The following is a 21,127-nucleotide window of genomic DNA, read 5'->3' on the forward strand; positions in this document are numbered from 1 at the left end:
ACGGCCGCCTCGGGAAACCGGGGCGGCCGTTGTGGTTATGTTCCGGTTTCTGATGGGTGGTAATCGCACCCTAAACCCGCGCCCGGGAATGCCCGGCAAGAGAGCGAATGCCTACCTTGCCGCACCCTGCTCCTTCCACATGGATTTAAAAGAACTCGAAAACGGTGTTGATGCCGACACGCATTGGTACTACCAAAGCAAGAAGCTGCCGCTGCTGCGCTTTGCCAACCAACTGGCCCGGGCCGGCAAGCCGCTGACGATTATTGACATCGGCGCGGGCTCGGGTTTTTTTGCTTACGAACTGGAAAAGACAATGGGCGCGGCCATTGCCAAGGTGTGGCTGGTGGATATTGGCTACTCGGAAGCGGAAATGGCCCCGACGTGCGGCACCAAAATCGAGAAGGTGCACGATGTGCCTACGTCGGTGACCAATGGCCTGTTCATCATGATGGATGTGCTGGAGCACCTGCCCGACGACCTGGCCATGCTACAGCGCGTGAAGGCCGCCAGCGTGGGCGACAATAACTATTTCTTTATCACAGTGCCGGCGTTTCAATCGCTCTGGAGTGGGCACGACGTATTTCTGGAGCACTACCGCCGCTACCACATCCCGATGCTGAGTGGCGTGCTGCGCCAGGCCGGCTTTCGCCGCATCCGCAACTACTACCTCTACGGGGCGCTGTTTCCGCTGGTCTGGACGGTGCGCCGCCTGGGCAACATGCGCAAGAGCGCGGCGGTTTCCAACATGAAGCCGATGAACCCGCTGGTGAACAAAGTGCTGCTGGGCCTGAACTCGCTGGAGATGAGGTTTGCGCGCGCCAACCGCGTGGCCGGCGTTACCTGTGTGGGCGAGGGGCAGGTGTAGCCTATTGCTGCATGTTAAATAAGGCAAGATGTTGAACAGAAGAAACTGCTGGATGCTGGCCGGACCATTGGCATTGCTGCTCACGGGCTGCGCGACCGTGCCCAGCAGCCTGCGCACTGGCTACTACAACGCGGCAACGGGCTTGCCGCTGGGGCCGGCCGGCTACGTTGCGGAACCGCCAGCCGGCCCGCCGAACGTGGTCAATATTGAAAGCCAGCCCATGGTGAACCCGGCCCCGTTTCCGGACAACGAAGTGCTGCGATACCGGCCGGGCTCGAAGCTGTGCCGCGACACGTTCCAGGTGCCCAACCTGGGGCACCTGCACGGAATGCTGGAAGGACCGGGCGCGGTGCACTTCTCACACTCGGGCTTGGGCATCGACGAAGCAGAAATTACTAATCTGGACTGGCGGCTGTTCGTGGCCGAGGTGTTTCCGGACAATTCTTCATCGAATGATATCCGGCCCTCGGTGCTGCCCGACCCGGCCGCGCTGCCCGTGCCCGACTACTACGGCAGCCCATTTTATGCCTACTACCCGGTAGTAGGCATCAGCTACGAGCAGGCCGTGCTGTTCTGCCAGTGGCGCACGGAAGTAGTGAATGAGCGGCTGAAGCAGGGAAGTAATTTTGCCGGCGAAAGGGTGGAATACCGCCTGCCCACCGAAGCTGAATGGGAGGACGCCGCCGAAGTGCGCAGCGGCCTGCCCTACGGCACCACCTGCCTGGAGCTGCCGGTGCGGGTAGCGCCCGGTGCGGCGGCCTACCTGCAAAAACGCTCGGGCACCCCGCGGTCGGTGGCACAAATCAAGGCGGACATTGAGGCGTACAACCGCCGCCAGCCGGTGCGCTCGTGGCTGAACTACGCCCAAGCCGAGCCCTACTTCCTGCGGCTGGCTACCCCGGGCTACGTGTACCAAGGCCCGCCCAACGACTTTGGCCTGTACCAGATGCTGGGCAACGTGGCCGAAATGGTGCAGGAACGCGGCCTGACCAAGGGCGGCAGCTACCGCGACGACCTAGCTGCGTGTCGCATCAAGGCGCGCGGGCACGCTGAGGGCCCTGCGCCCACGGTGGGCTTTCGGGCGGTGTGCGTGGTTCAGCAGTCGGCCAAAAGGTAGCGCCGAGCCACGGAAGCGGGGTGGCTTGGCGGGGCTGCCCAGCGGGTCAGCCGACGGTTCATCCGCCTCATCCGACAGTTCGGAAACGGGAAGTTGAAGGCCGGGGAGGGCGGCGGGCACCTTTGAGCCATCAAACTGCCCGCCGCCATGAAAACCTCGCTACTCCCGCTGCTGCTGCTGAGCGCCGCCACCGCCCGCGCCCAAACTGCGCCGGCTACCCAAACCCACCAGCACACTAACTCATTAACCCGCCTGCACGGCACCGTGCGCGATGCTGCGGGCCAGCCCCTGCCGGGCGTGAACGTGTTTCTGAAGCAGACCTTCGACGGAGCCAGCACCGACTCGCTGGGGCGCTTCGATTTCCGTACCGACCGCGCCGCCGGGCCGGCGGTGCTCGTGGTGAGCTTCATCGGCTACGTGCCGCAGGAGCTGCTGCTGAGCCTCGGCGAAGGCCCCGTGGCCCTGCCCAACATCCGGCTGAAAGCCAACCCCGCCGCCCTCGGCGACGTGGTGGTGACGGCCGGGGCCTTCGAGGCCAGCGACACCAAGCGCGGCACCCTGCTCAAGCCCCTCGACATCGTGACCACCGCCGGAGCCCTCGGCGACGTGGCCGGGGCCCTCAATGCCCTGCCCGGCACCACCCGGGTGGGGGAAGACGGCAAGTTGTTCGTGCGCGGCGGGGCGGCTTCGGAAACCAAATACTATATCGACGGGCTGCCCGTGCAAACGCCCTACGGCGGCGCGGTGCCCAACGTGCCGGCCCGGGGCCGGTTTTCGCCTTTTCTGTTCAAGGGGCTGGTGTTCAGCACGGGCGGCTACTCGGCCGAGTACGGGCAGGCGCTGAGCGCGGTGGTGGTGCAGAACTCGACCGATTTGGCCCCCGAAACCCAGTCCAGCGTGTCGCTGATGAGTGTGGGCGGCAGCCTCGGGCGCACCCGGCGCTGGGACCGCACCTCCGTGGCCGTGAGCGCCGACTACACCAACCTAGCTCCCTACTACCACCTCGTGCCCCAAAGCCTGGGCTGGGACCGCGCCCCGCTGGCTATGGGTGGCTCCGTTAAAGTGGCCCACCGGGTAGGGGAGGCCGGCATGCTGAAACTGTATGCCACCTACAGCCGCCAGCGCCTGGCCCTGCGCCAGCCCGATGGCAACCCCGCCTACGCTACCGACGGCCACCCCGTGACGCTGGCCAACGACAACGCCTACCTCAACGCCACCTACCGGGCCCCGCTGCGGCGCGGCTGGAGCCTGAACACCGGCTTGGCCCTGACCCTGGACGACAACCGCATCCGCCCCGACATGCAGTCGGTGCGCGACCTCGACCACTCGGCCGTGGCGCGGGTGGTGCTCACCAACGACTCGGCCAGCACTTGGTTCAACCTCAAAATGGGCCTCGAAGGCTACGCCCAGCGTTACCGCCAGCAGTACCAGGCCTCGGCCGAAGCGCCCACCCTGGCCCGGGCCGTGAACGAGCAGCGCGGGGCCGCCTTCGTGGAAAGCGAGCTGGTGCTGAGCCACCGCCTGGCCGCCCGCGTGGGGGGGCGCACCGAATATTCGGCCCTTTTGCGGCAGTTCAATGCCGCGCCGCGCCTGGGCCTGGCCTACAAAACCGGGGCGCATAGCCAGCTCTCGGCCGCCTGGGGCTACTTCTATCAAACGCCCACCACCGACCTGCTCCGCATCAGCCCCGCCCTCGACTTCGAGCGGGCCGAGCACTACAGCCTGCTGTATGAGCGCACCGTGAGCGACCGCACCCTGCGGGCCGAGCTGTACCAGAAAAACTACCGCCAGCTCGTGACCTACGACCGCGCCAACGCCTTCGACCCCGCCGGTTACCAGAACGCCGGTAGCGGCTACGCCCGGGGCCTCGACCTGCTGTTTCGGGACCGCAGCACCTTCAAAATGGCCGATTACTGGGTGAGCTACGGCTTTATCGATACCCGCCGCCAGTACCGGGCCGACCCGGTGGCGGCCATCCCCACCTTCGCCGCCCGGCACAACCTGAGCGTGGTGGGCAAGTACTACGTGGCCCGGCTGCACACGCAGTTCGGCTTCACCTACAGCTACGGCTCGCCCCGCCGCTACCACGACCCCAATCGGCCCGGCTACAACCAGGCCGCCCTGCCCGCCTACCAGGACTTGAGCCTGAACGTGAGCTACCTCACCCACTGGTTCAAGCAGTTCACCATCGTCTATATCTCGGCCAGCAACGTGCTCAACCGCCGCAACATCTACGGCTACACCTACGCCAGCGCGGCCGATGCCGGCGGGCAGTACGCCCGCGCCGCCGTGCTGCCACCCGCGCCGCGCATGGTATTCATGGGCGTATTTATCTCGATAAACAAGACTGCGAAAGTAGATTTGGACAAGCGGCCGGATTAGGTAACTAGCTCAGCATTACCGCCTGTTTAGATGGGCGCTTAATGCCGTGCTACCGCCCAAACCGGTAGCGCAGGCCCAGCGCCTGGCTGGTAGTGAGGGTGTTGGCCGTGCCGTTGCCACCGTAGATATTGGGGCTGTTGAGGGCTTTATTCACGGTGAAGTCGTAGGTGAGCTCGAGGCAGCGACTCAGGCGGTAGCGGGCTTCTACGCCGCCGGTAAGTAAATAGCTGTTTTTCGAGAGACGGTAGTCGTAGGTGGTTGTCGTGGGCGGGCCCTGAAGATTTTCGGTGCGTGAGCCTTGGTTATCAGTCGTGCCGTGCTCCAGCGTGAAGCCGCCCAGGGCATCGAACTGCAGCCGGTGGGCGGGGTTGGCCGTGAGGGTGTAGCGGGCCAGCGCCGAAACGGACGTTTGCGTTTGCGTAGTAGTGCCGGCCATGGTGTAGGAAGGCGATGGCGTGCCCGGTGTGGTGGTACTGTACACAAACGTCTGGCCGTACTGTGAGGTGCCCGTGCTGTAGGCCAGGCCCACCTGCACCGCCACCCGCGGGCTAATGTGGTAGCCCGCCGTGAACTGCACCGGTAGCCGGAACGAGCTGCTCTGAATGAAGCTGGAGTAGCCATTTGAGGCCGGATGGCCGATGGGCTGGTAGAAGCTGCTGTAGGCCCCCAGGCCCACGTAGAAGCGGGGTGTGGCCGGCGCATCGGCAGCGGTTTGGGCGAGGGCAGGAAAGGCAGCGCCGAGGAGCAGGCCGCCGAGGGCAACGGAAAGGAAGCGCATGGGTTGAAATGGAAAGTAAGGTTGGAACGCTGAAATGAGACTTGGTGGGCCCGGGTAGCTGCCGGCTGCAAAAAAAGGCGGCAGATTACCGCCCAAACCGGTAGCGCAGGCCCAGGGCGCTGCTGCTCGTGAGGCCCTGAAACTGGCCCGTCGAGCCGTAGTTGGTTAGGGCTTTGTTCAGGGTGAAATCGTAGGTGAGCTCAACGTGGCGGCTCAGGCGGAAGCGGGTGCCGATGCCGGCCGTGAGCAGCAGCGTGTTGCGGGAGGCGCGGTAGCTGTAGTTCGTCACGTTGCGGGTGCCGCCGAGGCTGTCGGAGTAGGTGCCCCGGTCGAAGCCACTGGCATGCTCCAGGGTGAAGCCGCCCAGCGCGTCGAACTGCACGCGGTGGGCCGGGTTGCGGGTGAGCGTGTAGCGGCCCAGCGCCGACAGGGAAGTGTTGCGCTGGGTGCTGGTGCCGTAGTATTCGAAGAAGGTGCCCCTATTGGGGTTAGCGGGGTTATAGGCGAGCCCCACGGCAGATAAGTTGGCCGTGGCGCCGCTGTAGGCCACGCCTACCTGCACGGCCAGGCGCGGGCGCAGCTGGTAGCCGGCCACGAGCTGCACTGGCAGCCGCACGGGGCTATTGTAGCCGCGCGACAAGCCGCCCAGCTGGTTGTAGTAGCTGCTGTAGGCCCCCAGGCCCACGTAGAAGCGGGGCGTGGTCGGCGCATCGGCAGCGGTTTGGGCGAGGGCAGGAAAGGCAGCGCCGAGGAGCAGGCCGCCGAGGGCAACGGAAAGGAAACGCATGCGGGTGTCGGGAAAGAGTGGAACATCGGGATGATGCCTCAACCGGCCCTGGCGTTGCACGGGGCCGGAAAAAAGCCAAAGACCGGAATATGGGCGGCCAAGTCCCATCCGCTAGCCCCGACGGTTCATCCGGCTCATCCGACGTTTCGGGCACGGCCATTTTCGGCCAGCCGGCCCCGCCGCCACCTTTGAATCATCAACCACAGCAATTCTTTTAACCCTTAACTAAAATGAAAACCGCCCTCCTCACCCTCGCCTTGGCCGCTGCTGCGCTGGCCGCCGCTGCCCAGTCCAACACCCCGGCCGTGGCCAGCAGCGCTGCCGTGCCCGCCGATGCCTACACCACTATGATGACGGCCACCATTGCCGAGCAGAACGCCGCCAAAACTCCCGCCGATGTGCAGGCCACCCTCGCCAAGCTGGAGCGCGCCGCCGCCGCCGCCCCCACCGCCTGGCCCCCCCGCTACTACCAGGCCCGCGCCTACCTCAAGCTGGGCTTCGCCGGCAGAGACGGCGACCAGCAGGACAAGCTCTTTGACCAGGCCCAGACCGCCCTCGACCAAGCCAAAAAGCTGTCCGGTGTCGACCCGGCCGAGCTGCTCGTGCTCCAGGCCTACATCTACCAGGGCCGCATCATGGTGAGCCCGATGACGCGGGGCATGGTGTACACGGGCCGCGTGGCCGAGGCCCTGAACCAAGCTAAAGCCCTGGCCCCCGCCAACCCCCGCGTGTACCTGCTGCTGGCCAACGACCTGTACTACCGCCCGGCCATGTTCGGCGGCGGGGCCGAGCAAGCCAAGCCGCTCTACGAGCAAGCCAAGGCCCTGTTTGCCACCTTCCGGCCCGCCACTGCCCTCAGCCCAACCTGGGGCGAGGCCATGACCGATGCCATGCTGGCCAAAGCCAACGCCGCCGTGGCCGCTAAGTAAATCGGCGCATCCACCCCGCCGGCCGGAAACCATTGCCCGACACCGGGCCGGCTTTTCGGCCGGCTTCATGGTTACTTTGATGCAAACTTCTTCGCCTGTGTCCACCTCCGCCCGCCCCTACGCCGATGACGCTGCTGACCCGGTATTCGGCAGCGTGCCCAGTTCCACCTCTGCCAAAACCCTGTGGAAGGCCCTGCGCATAATCCTGGTGTTATCGGTTGTCATCAGCGTGATTGTGAATCCCGGCTCGCTGCGCAGCTTCACGGCATTTGCCATCACCTACGGCTACACGCTGATGTATTCGATGGGCTTGTGGCTGACCAATGGCTACATGGTGGACTGGCTGAACCGGCGCTACACCTGGACGGAGCGCCCCGTCCGCCGGCTGCTGCTCACCCTATCGGTGTCGCTGGGCGGCTCGGCGCTGGTTATTTTGCTGATGAACGCCGTGCTGCTGCTCTTGCGCGGCCGGCCGCTGGCTCAGCTCTTTACTCCGGCCATGTACTGGCCGCTGATGCTGCCGCTGGTTATCACGGTCATTATTTCGCTGTTCAACCACAGCCGGGCCTTTTTCTTCCAGTGGCGGGAAGCCGCCGTGCGCGCCGAGCGCCTCGAAAAAGAAACTGCCGTGGCCCGCCTCGATTCCCTGCGCCGGCAGGTTGACCCGCACTTTCTCTTCAATTCCCTGAATGCCCTCACCAGTCTGGTGGAGGAAAACGACCCCGCCCGCGCCGTACGCTTCATCCGGCAGCTCTCGCAGGTGTACCGCTACGTGCTCGACAGCGAAAGCCAGGAGCTGGTGCCGCTGGCCGAGGAGCTGAAATTCGCCGAAAGCTACCTCTACCTCCAGCAAACCCGCCTCGGCGAAGCCCTGGCCGTGGAAATGGACCTGCTGCCCGCTGTCTTGACCGGGTACTTTGTGCCGCCGCTGGCGCTACAGCTCCTGCTCGAAAACGTTATCAAGCACAACACCGCCTATCAGGCCGACCCGGTGCGCCTACGCGTGACCCTCGACCCAGCCGCCCACACCCTCACCGTGCGCAACACCCGCCGCCCGCGCCGGCTGGCCCCGGGCGAGTCATCGGGCCGGGGCCTGAAAAACCTGGCCGCCCGCTACGCTTTCCTCACCGATAAGCCGCTGGCGATAGGGGAGGAGGCCGGCGAGTTTGTGGTGACGCTGCCGCTGCTGAGGATTTAATTAAAAATGAAGAATTAGAAATGGCTCAAAATGGCCAGATTTTAAGTAGTCGTGCAAAAGTAATCGCAGCAAAAAAGGCGGTCATGCTGAGCGTAGTCGAAGCATCTCTCCCGCTTCGTTGCATGGTCCTGACGAAGCGGGAGAGATGCTTCGACTACGCTCAGCATGACGTTCAAGAGTCAATACGGTTACTTCTGCACGATTACTTAATTCTTCATTTTTAATTTTTAATTCAAGAAATGCCCCTCCGCGCCCTCATCGTTGAAGACGAACCCCTCGCCGCCCGCCGCCTCGCCGACCTGCTGGCCCGCCAGCCCGAGCCGCTCGAAATCCTCGGCACCGCCGAATCGGTGAGTCAGGCGGTGCAGTTGCTGCGAGAGCTGACGCCCGACGTGCTGTTTCTCGATATTCACTTGGCCGACGGGCTCAGCTTCGAGATTTTCGAGCAGGTGGCGGTGCGCTGCCCGGTCATTTTCACCACCGCCTACGACCAGTACGCCTTGCAAGCCTTCAAGGTGAACAGCGTGGACTACCTGCTCAAGCCCATTGATGCCGACGAGCTGGCCGCCGCCCTGGCCAAGCTGCGCCAGCGCCTGCCTACCGCACCCGCGCCCGCCTTCGACTCCGCCCTGCTGGCCCAGCTGATGCAGCAAATGCAGCAGGCGGCCCCGCCCACCGCCACATACAAAACCCAGTTTGTGGTGCGCGTGGGCGAGCATTTGAAAGTGGTGCCCCTCGACCAGATTGCCTACTTCTTCAGCCTCGAAAAAGCTACCTTCCTGCAAACCACCGAAAACCGCAAGTTCGTGGTCGACTACACGATGGACCAGCTCGAAACCCTGCTCGACCCGCGCCGCTTCTTCCGCCTCAACCGCGCCTACCTGGCCCAGCAGTCGGCCATTCAGGACATCATTCACTACGCCAACTCCCGCCTGCAAACCGTGCTCAAGCCCGTCGCGCCCGACGCCCAGGTACTGGTGAGCCGGGAGAAGGTGAATACGTTCAAAAGCTGGCTGGATAGGTAGTGGTTAATGGTTAACGGTTAGTGATTAATGACAAGCCTTTATCTGTTAACCGCTAATCACTAACCGTTAACCATTAAAAACGCAGCCGGCGCAGCTCCAGCGTGAAGCCGGGCAGCACGGGGCCGGCCACCAGCTCCTGGTCGAAACCCACGACGGGGCGCACGGGCTGGCCTGGCTCAAAAATATAGACCGACTCGGTGCCGGGCGCGATGAGCCAGCCGAGCCGCGCCCCGGCTTCAAGCCAGTGCTCCATCTTCCGCATGGTGTCGCTGAGGCGGTCGGTGGGCGAGAGCAGCTCCACCACAAAATCGGGGCAGATACGAGCGAAGCCACGCCGGTCCTCGGGACTCAAAGCATCCCATCGGGCTTGGGCAATCCAACTGGCATCGGGCGAGAACATAGCTCCCGTATTGAGGCTGAAGCCGGTGGAAGAATCGAAAAAGATGCCAAGGCCTGTATCTTCGGTCCAGTTGCCTAGCAAACGTGTCAGTTGAGCATTGGACGCACCGGTTTCAGAATTAGTTGGAGGCATAAACGTGATTTGATGGTTGGCATCGCGCTCGATGCGCTGGTCGCGGTTGTCCATGCAGAACTGGAAGAACTCCTCGTCGGTGAGGCGCGCGAACACGGGGCTTTTCAGGGTAATTGCAGTCATGACAATGGGGATTAGAGCACTAAGATACTCCGAAACCTACCCTTCCAACCAGGCTTTCAGGGCCGAAGCTTTCTCGCGGCTCACCAGGATTTCCTCGCTGGGCGCGGGGTGCAGCTCGACCAACAGCTTGCCGCCGAAATGCGGGTGCAGGCGGCGCACGGCCGGTAATTGGGCAATGAGTTGGCGGTTGAGGCGGAAGAACCGGGCCGGGTCGAGCAGGGCTTCGAGCTGCTCCAGGGTATAGTCGAGCACGAAGCGGCGGCCGTCGGTGGTCACCAGCGTCACGGTTTCGTGCCGGCTCAGAAACCAGGCCGCCTCGGCCACCGGCAGGGGCAGCAGCTGCTCGCCCTGCCGCACCAGAAACCGCGTTTTGTAGGGTCGCAGGGCATCGAGCAAATGCTCGATGGAGTTGAGCGTTAGGAGTGAGGAGTTAGGAGTTGCAGGTGGTTGGTCGGCCGAATCAGCCCTCAACTCTTCAGTTTTAACGCTTAACTCACTCCACCGCCGCAGTTTGGCCAGGGCGGCTTGCAGCTCAGCTAGCTTCACGGGTTTCAGCAGGTAGGCCACGCTGTGGGCCTGAAAGGCGCGGATGGCGTAGGCATCAAACGCGGTGGTGAAGATGACCGGGCTGGGCACCACGGCCTGCTCCCAAATTTCGAGGCTTAGCCCGTCGGCCAGCTGAATGTCGCTCAGGATGAGGTCGGGAGCCGGATGAGTGGCCAACCAGGCCAGGGCCCCGGCCACGGTATCGAGCACGGCCAGCACCCGGGCCTCGGGCGCGGCTTGCAGCAGCAGGCGTTGCAGGCGCTCGGCGGCGGGGTACTCGTCTTCGAGGAGCAGAACGGTCATAGGGCAAGTTGCTAAGGTTCGGGCTACGGTACCAGCAGCGGCAATTTCACCACAAACAGGTTTCCCTGCGCGCCGGCTTCCACGGCCTGTGCCGCGCCCAGCAGCTCGTAGCGGCGGCGCACGTTGGCCAGGCCGGTACCGGTGCTGGGCGCAAAACCGGCCGTGCGGGACCGCAGGGTATTTTCGACCACCAGCGTCTCGGGTGCTTCGGCGGTGGCGGCTAGCCGTAGGTGCAGCGGGTGCTCGCGGGAGGCCACGTTGTGCTTCAGCGCGTTTTCCACCAGCAGCTGCACGCTGAGCGGGGCTACGTGTCGGGCCAGGGCGGCGGGCGCGATGTGGATTTCGACCCGCAGATTATCCCGAAAACGCGCTTTGTGCAGCGCCAGGTAGGTTTCGACGAAGGCCAGCTCCTCGGCCAGGGGCACGGTGGCGCGGCCCTGGGCCAGCAGCACGTAGCGGTACACGTCGGCCAGCTGCTCCACGAAATCCTGGGCCGGGGCGTTGCCGGGCTCGATGAGGGCGGCCAGCGTGTTGAGGTTGTTGAACAGAAAATGCGGGTCGAGCTGGTTTTGCAGGGCATCGAGCTGGGCCTGGGTGCTGGCGCGGGCCAGCTGCTCGGCCCGGCCCAGACTGGCCTTCCACTCCTGAAAAAAGTACGTTGCCTCGTAGAGCGTGAGCACGGCCACCGTGGGCACCAGGCTGAAGCGCACTTCCTCCAGCAGCTTGCCTGCCGACAGCAAATGCTCCCTGGGCTGGAGCAGGCTCATTGGCAGCATCAGGGCCACGGTGGCAGCAGTGGTGACGAGCACGGCTAGGCCCGCCAGTGCCCACAGGCGGCGCGGCGTTTGGTCCGGGCTGGGGAAGCGCACCAGCAGCAGCCGCCACAGCTGCCGGTTGGCCAGCCAGTAGCCCGTGGTGAAGTACAGCCCGATAAGCCAGTGCACCAGCACCAGCGGCCAGCGGCCATACGGCCCCGTGGGCAGGCTGAACGCCGCAATCAGCAGGCTCAGCCCCGGAATACCCCAAAGCAGAAAGCGGCGGTCGTTGGGCGCGTGAGAAAGCATCAGGGGTAAAAGTAGCGCCTGCTACTGCCCGGCCCATAGCGGCCGGCCCGCCATTGCCAGCATAAACAGCCCGCCCACCGCGCCGGCATACAGCGCCGCGCCGGTCCAGGTGAGGGCGGTGGCCTGCTGCGGCAGCGTGCGGCTCAGGGCCCAGCCCAGCAGGGGCAGCACCTGCAGGGCGTGCATGCCCAGAAAGTGGGCGGCGCGCAGGTCGCCGGCGCGGGTGCTCCAGCCCAGGCCGGGCAGGCCGGGGCCGCCGTCGGGCGCACCCACGGTGTGCTGCATGTTGTGAATCATGAAGCCGCCCAGCACCGACCCCACCAGAAACACCAGCAGCCCCAGGCGCATCCCCCACACGTAGCCCGCCGGCCCGGCTGGCTGGTAGTGCCAGACCAGGTACAGGGCCCAGGTCGTCATCAGCGTGTTCACGGCAATGAACAGGCCCATCAGGCCGAACAGCGCGGCGTTCAGGCCGGAGCTGCCGTTGTAGTGCGAGGTGGTGCCGCGCGCCGCCTGCACGAAAATAACGGCCTGCTCCACGGCCATGCTCAGTGCTACGCCCCAGCTCAGGAACTGCACGCTGCGCTGGGCGGCGGCGGGCAGGCTGGCCAGCAGCCAGCCCAGTGCCCAGGCAAAGGCGATGATGGACAACGAAAACTTCAGGGGCTTGAGCCAGACCGGGGCCCCGGTCACGAGGCGGTGGTCGATGAGCAGCAGCGCCACGGCCAGCGCGGCCAGGGTTACGTTCAGCCAGCCGGTCCACGACAGGGCCGGGTTGGCGCGGTGCAGCAGGCGCAGGGCCTCGCGCACCGTGCCGGCCGCGGCCGGGCCGAGTGGCAAAAAATCAGCACTCGAAAGCAGGGCGGTTTTCATGAAGTAAGCAAGTTGAAGCCAGAAAAAAAGCAGATGGTACCGCGGCAAAAAGCTCGGAGAATCAAGCCCCGGCGGGCGGTGCCGGATAGCGCTGCCGCACGCCGAAATACAGCAGCAGCCCCACCGGCCCGAACATAAACGTGAGCAGCAGGCAGGGCACCAGCAGCCAGTGCGGCACACCCCGCAGCTGGGCGTCGCGGGTTTCCCAGGCGCCGGTCCACATGTCGAAGCAGAGGTAATGCACCCAGCCGGCCAGCAGTGCCCACGGCTGCCGAAACAGCGCGGCTACCTGGGCCAGCGACCCAAACCCGCCCTCCGCGGCCGGGTGCACCACCGTCTGGTAGCCGATGAGCGCGGTGTAGGCCACGGCCAGCAGCAGGGGCAGCGCGCCGCTGAGCACCACGGCGCGGGTACCGCGCCAGCGCGGGGCCAGTACCAGCAGGGCCCAGCCCAGCAGGGCTACGGGGTTGGCAACGGAAAACAGGAAGTCGGGGGTGAGCATGGGAGCAGGGGTAAAGCGTTGGGCCAAAGCTAGCAGGCCGGCCCGGCCGGCCCCAGCGCCATCGGGGCGAAGCGTGGCGGGCGGGCGGTAAAACGGCTCTTGGGCCGGGGTGAAGCAACCTGCGGGCCGCCGGGCGACTCTGTGCCAGGAGTTATCTTCCGTCAACTTTCCAATAAACCCTGCTGCCTCATGCTACTTTTCCTACCGGCGCTGGCCCTCGCGGCCGCCCTGCGCCTGCCCGCGCCGCCGGCACCGGCCACCCTCCACGGTCACCTCGACCACGCGCCGCCCGGCGACACCGTGCGCCTGAATTACGGCCGGCACTACGGCCCGCGCACGGTCAAAACGGTGCTCAACCCGGCCGGCAATTTCAGCATTGCCCTCCAAGACCTGAAGGCCGGCACACCCGTGCAGTTTTCCTACGCCGGCCAGCGCACCAGCCTCTACCTGACGCCCGGCGACGACGTGCAGATGACCCTCGACTTTCCGCGTTTCGACGAGAGCCTGCGCTACACCGGGCGCGGTGCCACGGTCAGCAACTACCTGGCGCAGGCGCTGTGGAAATTCGAGTTCGGGCCGGCCGGGACCGTGCCGCGCCCCGAGCCCACCGCTACCACCACTGCCGCCCAGATGCGCCAGCAGGCCGACGCCTTCCGGCAGGCGCGGCGCGATTTTCTGACCACCTACGCCAAGGCCCACCCGCTGCCCGCCGATTTCCAGCGCAACGCCGCGCTGGACATTGACCTGCGCTGGGCCAGCACCCTGCTCCAATACCCGGGGTATTACCGCGCCCTGGCCAAGCAGGAACCCACGCTGCCGGCTACGTACTTCGATTTTTTGCAGCAGCTGCCCCTGAAACAGTTCGACCAGTACCTCGCCGACCGTGGCATCGATGGCAACACGGCCGTGATGGGATTCCTGACGAATTATAGCAACCGCCTTGCCCCCTCGGGCGCGCTCAGCTCCGACCCCGCCGAAGCTGCCCGCCATTATGCGCTGGCCCAAGCCGACTTCGGCCCCAGCACGGCCAGCCTCGACCGGGCCATGTACCAGCTCTACTCGTGGAAGCTCGATTCCAGCCTCGACGGCGTAGTAGCCGCTTACCCCACTTTTCGCGCGCTCAACCGCGATTCGACCTTTGCCCGCGAGCTGCGCACGCTCCTCGGCCGGCAGGTAGCCGTGCGGGTGGGCAGCCCGGCCCCGGCCTTCACGCTGCTCGACAACGCGGGCAAACCAGTGGCGCTCGCCGACCTGCGGGGCAAAATCGTGTACCTCGATTTCTGGGGTACTTGGTGCGGGCCGTGCATGCAGGAAATGCCGGCCAGCATCGAGTTGAAGAAGAAATTTGAAGGTCGCGACGTGGCATTCGTCTTTATTTCGGTGGGCGATGCCGAAGCCAAATGGCAAAAAGTGCTGGCCGCCCAGCACCTCGCCAGCGCCAACAGCGTGCACCTGCGCAGCCCCGAGAAAGACGACGTAGCCAGCCGTTACCAGGTGCAGGGCTACCCCACGTACTGGCTCATCGGGCGCGATGGCCGCATTCTCACGCGCACGGCCCCGCGGCCCAGCACGGGTTCCGAGGCCGTGGCTGCCATCGAGCAGGCCCTGGCGCAGTAGGCCGGGCGCGTACCTTTGTGGCGGTGAAACCCGTAGGTAAGTGGCGATGGCAATAGGTGTGCGTTGTGCGTTGTGGCTGGCCCTGCTGGCGGGGGCGGGGCTTCCGGCCGGGGCGCAGGGGCTGCCTGCTCCCGCCAGCGCGGGGCGCGACTCAGTGGCGCGCCGGCCCAACATCGTGTACCTGCCCCGCAGTCGCTTCGTGGCGCAGTACGACTCGCGCTATTCCATTCTCAACCACCACTTCACCACCATCAACGGCCTGAAGCTGGGCGTTGAATTCAAAAACCGTTTCCGCATTGGGGCGGCGGTGTATTTCCTGAGTACCGGCGTGCCCACCCGGCAGGCCTCGCCGCCCGATGCCTCTTCGGCTTTCGAGGCTCAGATTCGCTTCCGCTACTTGGCTGCCTACGCCGGCTACGCCCTGCTTGAAACCCGCCGCTGGGAAATCAGCGGGAACCTGCAAATGGGGCTGGGCTCGGCCTACGTACTCTATCAGAACCAGGCCGGCGACCAAGCCAAAACCCCGCGCGATTTTATGGGGGTGGTCGAGCCCACGCTGGCGGCCCAGCTGCGGGTGTTTCGGTGGGCGGGCGTGGGCACGGGGCTGGGCTGGCGGCAGCCGGTATTCGTGCCCGGTCCCATTCAGCGCGAGCTCAACGGGCCGGTGTTCTACCTGCGGGCCAACCTGTTTCTGGGCGAATTCGTCAAGGTGCTGAAGGAAAGAGAACCCCTGTTCACGCAGGCCTACTTCCAGGCCGACTAAGGCCGAGTTGGGAATAACAGGAACGGCATGCCTGGCCGCGCCTTTCGGATGTCGGGTGGGCTTCATTCGCCGTATCGTTCCATGATGAAACGCAATAAATTGGGTCTTTATACCATTCAAACGACTTTTCAACCAACGCCTACCCCCATTAAGCGTTGGCCCGGCGCAGGGTGGCAGCGCGGTCGAGCTTGCCGTTGGGCGTAGCCGCGAACGCCGGCACGTAGCGCAGCTGTCGGGGCTGCTCGTAGCGCCCCAGCCGCTCGGCCAGCAGGCTCCGGAGCTGGCTTTCCAGTTCGGTAGTAAGCGGTTTTCCTTCGATGAAGCCCGTCACGGCCTGGCCCAGCCGCTCGTCGGGCTGGCCCGCCACGAAGCAGCGGCGCGAGGCCCCGATTTCGGCCAGCGCCACGTCGAGCACCAGCTCCACTTTCTCGGCCGGCACCTTCACGCCGCCCGAGTTTATCACGAAATCGGCCCGGCCCAGCCACTCAAACGAGTGCGCATCGAGCAGCTGCACCACGTCGTTGGTGACGATGAGCTGGTCGTCGGTCACGTCGCCGCGCAGGGTCAGGCAGCCGCGCTCGTCCTGCCCGGCTGCGATGCCCGGCAGCACCCGGAAGCTGGTGGTGGCGTGCGGGCCATTTAGGCGGCGCAGGGCCACGTGCGAGCAGGTTTCGGTCATGCCGTAGGTCAGCCAGGCGGCAGCTTTCAGCGGCTGGAGCTCCTGCGTCAGCGCCGTGTCGGCGGGGGCCCCGCCAATCAGAAAGGCTTTCATCTTATCGAGCCGGGGCGCATGGCCGGCGGTCAGCACGGTTTTCAGCTGCAAGGGCACAAAGGCGGCGAAGTCGAATTTCGCGTCCGCCGCCACGTAGGCGAACGGGTCGGCGTGCGGCTCCACAATGGTCAGGTGCATGTTCCACTCCAACCCACGCACCAGCATCATCATGCCCCCAATGTATTCGCCGTTGAGGCAGACCAGCGCCCGGTCGCCCGGGCCGAGGTCGAAGAAGTCGGCCGTGCGCCGGGCCGAGGCTTCGAGCTGCCGCCGCCGCAGCACGATGGGCGAGGGTGGCCCGGTGCTGCCCGAGGTAGTCAGCGTAAACTCCTGGGTGCCGTTCAGCCACTGGCGCACAAAATCCAGCACTTTGGCTTCGTAGCCATTCACGGGCGCATCGAGCCGGGCCGGATATTCGCGGATGGCGGCGTAGGCGTATTCGCGGCCGTTGAGCAGGAGGGAAGTGGGAAGCAAATCGGAAGCAGAAGTCATAAATGTCAGAATAAAGACTGGAGCGCGGGCCTCAGGCCACCAGCCACCGCTGGTACCTTTCGGCCGAAGGTTGCGTTTGCCAGCCCATTGTAAGCAGCACCACCGCGCAAAGAACGAGGTCGAGCGGCTTGTGGCTGATGACGTACGAAGCCAGCAAAGGCAGGGCCAGCAGGCCCAGTAAGCTGTTGCGCAGCAACACCCGCCCTTGGTAAACGCGCAGGTTCTCTTCGGTGGGCCGCCGCAGGTTGGGCTGCAGGTAGCGCGAAACCACGTACAGAAGCCCGCCTACTATTGGCAGCAGCGCCAACAGCCCCAGCAACATCGGCCACGTCGTCAGCGCCGGCTCCAGGGTTGGCCCCACGGCCATTCGGCCGCTGGCTCCCAGCACTGCCCCACCCATCAACAGGCCCTGCACGGGGTATTGCAGCCAATGCCGCCGCCGAATGCGCCGGATATTCAGGTGGAAATCAACATTGTTCATGGCCGCAAAAAGGGGGAGGTATCCGCGTTGCTTCAACAACCCACAAGCTACAACCGCCGGGGTTTTCAAGCGAGCAGCGAAATGATTTGCGATAATTCAGAAGGCGGTAGAAAAGTGGCTCACCGCCGCGATGCGGCGCGCATTTCCCTTCACATCAGAAATATGTACACTGGGTTGGAACCCGCTCTAAGGGGGTACTGCTTGTTCCATCTATCTGGTGCGCCGGCTGCTGACTGGGCGGCAGCTTCGGCAATCCCCGGAAGTGCCCCAGCTACTGTTCCGACGCAAAAAAAAGGTCCTGCCGATGTAGCAAGACCCCTTTGAGAATGGCAGGTGGAGCACCTCAGCTACGGCAGCGGCTTGCGCGAAACAAAAACTACGGCGGGAGACTGTTGGCCGTTGCCCGGTTGGCAGTCGGGGCAATCGGTGAGCGCAGTGCGGTGAGCACAACTGGCGGCCGTTACATACAGCCGGTTTCGAGCATCCAGTTGCAGGTTGCGGAACACGAGTTTTGCCGGGGCGCGCAGCGTTGTTTGGCTTCCTCCTTCGATTTTAACCAAGTCCGACGGCTCCGAATAATAGCTGCTGGAGCCCGGCGCAAAAGGCGTGTAGTTGAATTTAACGCGGTAAGCCGGGCCGTTGATGGCTTGCACCCGACCCACGGACTGGCGCAGTCGGGCCAGGGTACCCCGAGGGTCGGTAATGCTGGTAATGTCCTGCCAGGTGCGGCCGTAATCGGTGGTAAACAACTCGGCGTGGACGGCTGATTTATCGTACAGGTCGCCGACCACGCTGCGTAGGGCTACTACAGTATCGTGGCGCGTCACCAAGCCCTCGACCGAGCCGAAAAAATTCTTGGTTTGCTGCCAAGTCCGGCCCTGGTCGGCGGTAACGTAGGCGTGGGTGTACGTAGTGACCAGCAAGGTGCCATCGAGGCTGCCCGCCACCGCAGTGGCTTCTCGCTCGCCCGGGATTTCCAGTCGTATCCAGTCGGGGTCTTCGGCCGGAGTGGGAGTAGGCGTTTCGGCGGAGTGCCGCTGGCAGGCCGTAGCCAAGGCCAGCGCCGTCAGAACAAAAGCAGCGTATTTCGGCATAAATTGGAAAGCAGGGTGTATCCGAAATATAGCAAAAAAAGTCCGCAGCAATGGCTACGGACTTGATTTTCGCTGAAGTACTACCCGGCCGCTTACGGAAATTTTGGAAACTTCGAGAAGTCGGGCTGGCGCTTTTCCATAAAGGCTTCGCGGCCTTCCTTGGCCTCGTCGCTTAGGTAGTAGAGCAGCGTGGCGTTGCCGGCCAGTTCCTGAATGCCGGCCTGCCCGTCGAGCTCGGCATTGAAGCTCGATTTGAGCATGCGCAGCGAGAGCGGGCTTTTCTGCAGAATCTTGTGGCACCAGGCCACCGTCGTTTCTTCTAGCTTGTCGAGGGGCACTACTTTGTTAACTAGGCCCATATCGAGGGCTTCCTGGGCGTCGTACTGGTCGCAGAGGAACCAGATTTCGCGGGCCTTCTTCTGGCCCACCACGCGGGCGAGGTAGGAGGCCCCGAAGCCGCCGTCGAACGAGCCTACGTTGGGGCCGGTCTGGCCGAAACGGGCGTTGTCGGCCGCAATGGTCAGGTCGCACACCACGTGCAGCACGTGGCCGCCGCCAATGGCCCAGCCCGCCACCATGGCAATCACCGGCTTGGGAATGGAGCGGATTATTTTCTGCAGTTCCAGCACGTTGAGGCGGGGCACGGTGTCCTCGCCCACGTAGCCGCCGTGGCCGCGCACGCTCTGGTCGCCGCCCGAGCAGAAGGCCCGGCCGCCCTCGCCGGTGAGGATAATCACACCGATGTCGGTGCGGTCCTGGCACATGCGCATGGCCTCAATCATTTCCTGCACCGTGAGCGGCGTGAAGGCGTTGTGCACCTGCGGCCGGTTGATGCTGATTTTGGCGATGCCGCCAAACTGCGAGAAGAGAATTTCTTGGAACTCCTTAATCGGGGTCCAGACGATTGGTTCGGTCATTTGAGATGGAATAAATGAAATAGAACGTCATGCTGAGCGAAGCCGAAGCATCTCGCGTGCAGCAGTAATCAATTATTGATTGCAACCAAGCGAACCAGATGCTTCGGCTGCGCTCAGCATGACCGTTTGAATAAGTTTGTCAAGCAAAGGCGGCCTTCACCGCCGCCCGGTATTCCTCAAAAAACGCCGCGTTGGTCTTCGAGTCGGTGAAGACTTCGAGGATTGCCGCACCGGTTTCGGCTGCAAAGAAAACCGGTAGCGCGGCTTCTAGTTCTGCAAAGCTCGAAACGGGGAAGTAGCGCAGGTTAAAATCCCGCGCCGTGTTCTCGGCCGTGAGCGCCTGGCGCGTCTCAAAAAACTCCTCCAATTCGGGCTGCTGGCGCGGCCCGTCGATAATGCGGAAGATGCCGCCGCCGTGGTTGTTGAACAGCACCACCCGCAGGTTGGGCGTGGGGTAGTTGTGCCAAAAGGCGTTGCGGTCGTAGAAAAACGCCACGTCGCCGGTCATCAGTACCACCGGCCGCGCGGGCTGGGCCAGCGCCGCGCCCACGGCGGTGGAGTTGCAGCCATCGATGCCGCTGGTACCGCGGTTGGCAAAAACTTCGATTTGCTGATTTTGGGGGATGCCCAGAATGTTGGCGTAGCGCACGGCCATGCTGTTGGCTAGGTGCAGGGCGGTTTGGGGTAATAAAGCCGCTAAAGCCGCGCGGAAAACGGAAAATTCGTTAAGCACTGCTTCCGCCGTGAAAAACGAATGCAGAAATGCCGCAGCTCCAGTTTCGGCCCGTTGCCAGGGCTCCAGCGTTTCGCGGGCGGGGAGCTCGGCCGAAGCCCAGCGCGAAAAGAACTGCTCGGGCTCGCAGCGAATGATTCGGGTGAGGCTGCGAAAGGTGTCCGCAACCGGGCCGCTCGCCTGAATGTGCCAATGCTGGGCTGGGGCCGCATCCCGCAGAAATAGCTTCAGGCTCTTGGAAATCAATGATTGTCCGAACGTGATGAGCAAATCCGGTCGCAATTCCTGTTTAGCCGCGGCCGACATTCCCGCCAGAAATACGTCCTGGTGCGTCACAAGCTGGCTCGCCGGGGCCAGCAAGCTGGATGCTTCGGGATAGTATGCTCCGGAATTACCCTGCTGAGTTGGTGTCGGACTGGCGATGTTGGCAATACTGTCGCTCACTACCGGAGCCCCGAATACCGCCGCGAACTTGGTAAGGGCCGCCGTAAGGCGCGCATTTGCCGGCTGCTGGCCGATAACGACGAGCATTCGCTTCGCCTGCTTCAACTCTGAGTAGACTCCTGAATCAACCAAATCAAAATTTGACGACGGCAGCGAAATCTCCCGAATAATCTTCACATCCTCATCATACTCAATCGCCTCGCCCGCCTTTGGGTAAAACGGCTCGCGTAGCGGCACATTCACCTGCACCGGCCCGGCGGGCGCGGCCTGCGCTAGGTTAATGGCCTCGTTCACGATGCGCGCCGAGTGCCACTTGGCATCGGGATGCGAGGTGTCGACCGGAAACTCGAACGCGCCTTTGGCGTGCGCGCCGTACAAATTGTGCTGCCGGATGGTCTGTCCGTCGAGCTGGTCAATCCACTCCGGTGGCCGGTCAGCGGTGAAAATCACCAGCGGAATCTGCTGAAAGAAAGCTTCGGCCACGGCGGGGGCGTAGTTCAGCCCCGCCGTACCGGAGGTGCAGACCAGCGCCACGGCCCGCCGCTGCGCCTGCGCGATGCCCAGCCCGATGAAGGCGGCCGCCCGCTCGTCGGGCACCACGCGCACGGTTAGGGCCGGGTGGCGAGCGAAGGCGAGCGTGAGCGGGGCCGAGCGCGAGCCGGGCGAAAGCACCACATCGGTAATGCCGTGGCGGGCGCAGATTTCGGCGATGTTATAAACGGCCTGCATTGCTTGAACTAAAAATTAAAAATGAATAATTAAAAATGGAGAGTGATAAGGGAATGGCCGG

20 protein-coding genes are annotated in these 21,127 nt (G+C 64.0%); 8 read left to right on the plus strand and 12 right to left on the minus strand.

Going from position 1 to position 21,127, the window contains the following annotated elements; all coding sequences use genetic code 11:
• Window positions 1–139: 139 nt before the first annotated feature.
• From ABIB44_RS17675 to ABIB44_RS17685, 3 genes are all read left to right on the plus strand, one after another.
• Window positions 140–865: a class I SAM-dependent methyltransferase gene (locus tag ABIB44_RS17675; RefSeq protein WP_354585999.1), complete on the plus strand. Its 726-nt coding sequence runs from the start codon at window positions 140–142 to the stop codon at window positions 863–865.
• A 28-nt stretch (window positions 866–893) separates the two neighbouring features.
• A complete protein-coding gene (locus ABIB44_RS17680; RefSeq protein ID WP_354586000.1) occupies window positions 894–1,982 on the plus strand; it encodes a formylglycine-generating enzyme family protein in 1,089 nt (362 codons plus the stop codon).
• A 147-nt stretch (window positions 1,983–2,129) separates the two neighbouring features.
• The gene (locus ABIB44_RS17685) at window positions 2,130–4,364 is read left to right on the plus strand and encodes a TonB-dependent receptor (protein ID WP_354586001.1); all 2,235 of its coding nucleotides are present in this window, start codon (window positions 2,130–2,132) and stop codon (window positions 4,362–4,364) included.
• A gap of 49 nt (window positions 4,365–4,413) precedes the next feature.
• On the opposite strand, the gene ABIB44_RS17690 is transcribed toward ABIB44_RS17685, so the two are convergent.
• Window positions 4,414–5,142: an outer membrane beta-barrel protein gene (locus ABIB44_RS17690; protein WP_354586002.1), complete on the minus strand. Its 729-nt coding sequence runs from the start codon at window positions 5,140–5,142 to the stop codon at window positions 4,414–4,416.
• A gap of 85 nt (window positions 5,143–5,227) precedes the next feature.
• Window positions 5,228–5,929 carry an outer membrane beta-barrel protein gene (locus ABIB44_RS17695; protein ID WP_354586003.1) on the minus strand — a complete coding sequence of 234 codons (702 nt, stop codon included), beginning with the start codon at window positions 5,927–5,929 and terminating at the stop codon, window positions 5,228–5,230.
• A gap of 230 nt (window positions 5,930–6,159) precedes the next feature.
• Here ABIB44_RS17695 and ABIB44_RS17700 point away from each other — a divergent pair, with 230 nt between their 5' ends.
• The 3 genes from ABIB44_RS17700 (at window position 6,160) to ABIB44_RS17710 (ending at window position 9,081) form a co-directional block, all read left to right on the plus strand.
• A complete protein-coding gene (locus ABIB44_RS17700; protein WP_354586004.1) occupies window positions 6,160–6,858 on the plus strand; it encodes a hypothetical protein in 699 nt (232 codons plus the stop codon).
• A 97-nt stretch (window positions 6,859–6,955) separates the two neighbouring features.
• On the plus strand, window positions 6,956–8,056 hold the full coding sequence (locus tag ABIB44_RS17705) for a sensor histidine kinase (protein WP_354586005.1): 1,101 nt from the start codon (window positions 6,956–6,958) through the stop codon (window positions 8,054–8,056).
• A 239-nt stretch (window positions 8,057–8,295) separates the two neighbouring features.
• Window positions 8,296–9,081, plus strand: a complete 786-nt coding sequence (locus tag ABIB44_RS17710; protein WP_354586006.1) for a LytR/AlgR family response regulator transcription factor — start codon at window positions 8,296–8,298, stop codon at window positions 9,079–9,081.
• A 73-nt stretch (window positions 9,082–9,154) separates the two neighbouring features.
• Here the strand turns inward: ABIB44_RS17710 and ABIB44_RS17715 are convergent, their stop codons facing one another.
• From ABIB44_RS17715 to ABIB44_RS17735, 5 genes are all read right to left on the minus strand, one after another.
• Window positions 9,155–9,736: a Uma2 family endonuclease gene (locus tag ABIB44_RS17715; RefSeq protein WP_354586007.1), complete on the minus strand. Its 582-nt coding sequence runs from the start codon at window positions 9,734–9,736 to the stop codon at window positions 9,155–9,157.
• A 36-nt stretch (window positions 9,737–9,772) separates the two neighbouring features.
• On the minus strand, window positions 9,773–10,585 hold the full coding sequence (locus ABIB44_RS17720; protein WP_354586008.1) for a LytR/AlgR family response regulator transcription factor: 813 nt from the start codon (window positions 10,583–10,585) through the stop codon (window positions 9,773–9,775).
• 23 nt (window positions 10,586–10,608) lie between these two features.
• Window positions 10,609–11,649 carry a sensor histidine kinase gene (locus ABIB44_RS17725; protein ID WP_354586009.1) on the minus strand — a complete coding sequence of 347 codons (1,041 nt, stop codon included), beginning with the start codon at window positions 11,647–11,649 and terminating at the stop codon, window positions 10,609–10,611.
• Between the two features lie 21 nt (window positions 11,650–11,670).
• Window positions 11,671–12,522, minus strand: coding sequence for a hypothetical protein (locus tag ABIB44_RS17730; protein WP_354586010.1), 852 nt, complete (start codon window positions 12,520–12,522; stop codon window positions 11,671–11,673).
• A gap of 61 nt (window positions 12,523–12,583) precedes the next feature.
• A complete protein-coding gene (locus ABIB44_RS17735; protein ID WP_354586011.1) occupies window positions 12,584–13,024 on the minus strand; it encodes an ABA4-like family protein in 441 nt (146 codons plus the stop codon).
• A 189-nt stretch (window positions 13,025–13,213) separates the two neighbouring features.
• Between ABIB44_RS17735 and ABIB44_RS17740 the strand changes: the two genes are divergently transcribed.
• A complete protein-coding gene (locus ABIB44_RS17740; protein WP_354586012.1) occupies window positions 13,214–14,641 on the plus strand; it encodes a TlpA family protein disulfide reductase in 1,428 nt (475 codons plus the stop codon).
• Between the two features lie 46 nt (window positions 14,642–14,687).
• Entirely contained in the window at window positions 14,688–15,404 is a 717-nt protein-coding gene (locus tag ABIB44_RS17745) for a hypothetical protein (protein ID WP_354586013.1), read from the plus strand.
• 148 nt (window positions 15,405–15,552) lie between these two features.
• Here ABIB44_RS17745 and ABIB44_RS17750 read toward each other — a convergent pair whose 3' ends face one another.
• The 5 genes from ABIB44_RS17750 to menD form a co-directional block, all read right to left on the minus strand.
• Window positions 15,553–16,668 carry an AMP-binding protein gene (locus ABIB44_RS17750; protein WP_354586014.1) on the minus strand — a complete coding sequence of 372 codons (1,116 nt, stop codon included), beginning with the start codon at window positions 16,666–16,668 and terminating at the stop codon, window positions 15,553–15,555.
• 31 nt (window positions 16,669–16,699) lie between these two features.
• Complete coding sequence (locus ABIB44_RS17755; protein WP_354586015.1) at window positions 16,700–17,149, minus strand: hypothetical protein; 450 nt, start codon at window positions 17,147–17,149, stop codon at window positions 16,700–16,702.
• A gap of 347 nt (window positions 17,150–17,496) precedes the next feature.
• A complete protein-coding gene (locus ABIB44_RS17760) occupies window positions 17,497–18,243 on the minus strand; it encodes a beta propeller repeat protein (protein WP_354586016.1) in 747 nt (248 codons plus the stop codon).
• 92 nt (window positions 18,244–18,335) lie between these two features.
• Entirely contained in the window at window positions 18,336–19,160 is an 825-nt protein-coding gene (gene menB, locus ABIB44_RS17765; protein WP_354586017.1) for a 1,4-dihydroxy-2-naphthoyl-CoA synthase, read from the minus strand.
• 139 nt (window positions 19,161–19,299) lie between these two features.
• Window positions 19,300–21,066 (minus strand): 2-succinyl-5-enolpyruvyl-6-hydroxy-3-cyclohexene-1-carboxylic-acid synthase, encoded by a 1,767-nt coding sequence (gene menD / locus ABIB44_RS17770; RefSeq protein ID WP_354586018.1) that lies wholly within the window; start codon window positions 21,064–21,066, stop codon window positions 19,300–19,302.
• Window positions 21,067–21,127: the final 61 nt, after the last annotated feature.

Source organism: Hymenobacter sp. UYCo722, assembly GCF_040547115.1.
Taxonomy (GTDB): Bacteria; Bacteroidota; Bacteroidia; order Cytophagales; family Hymenobacteraceae; genus Hymenobacter.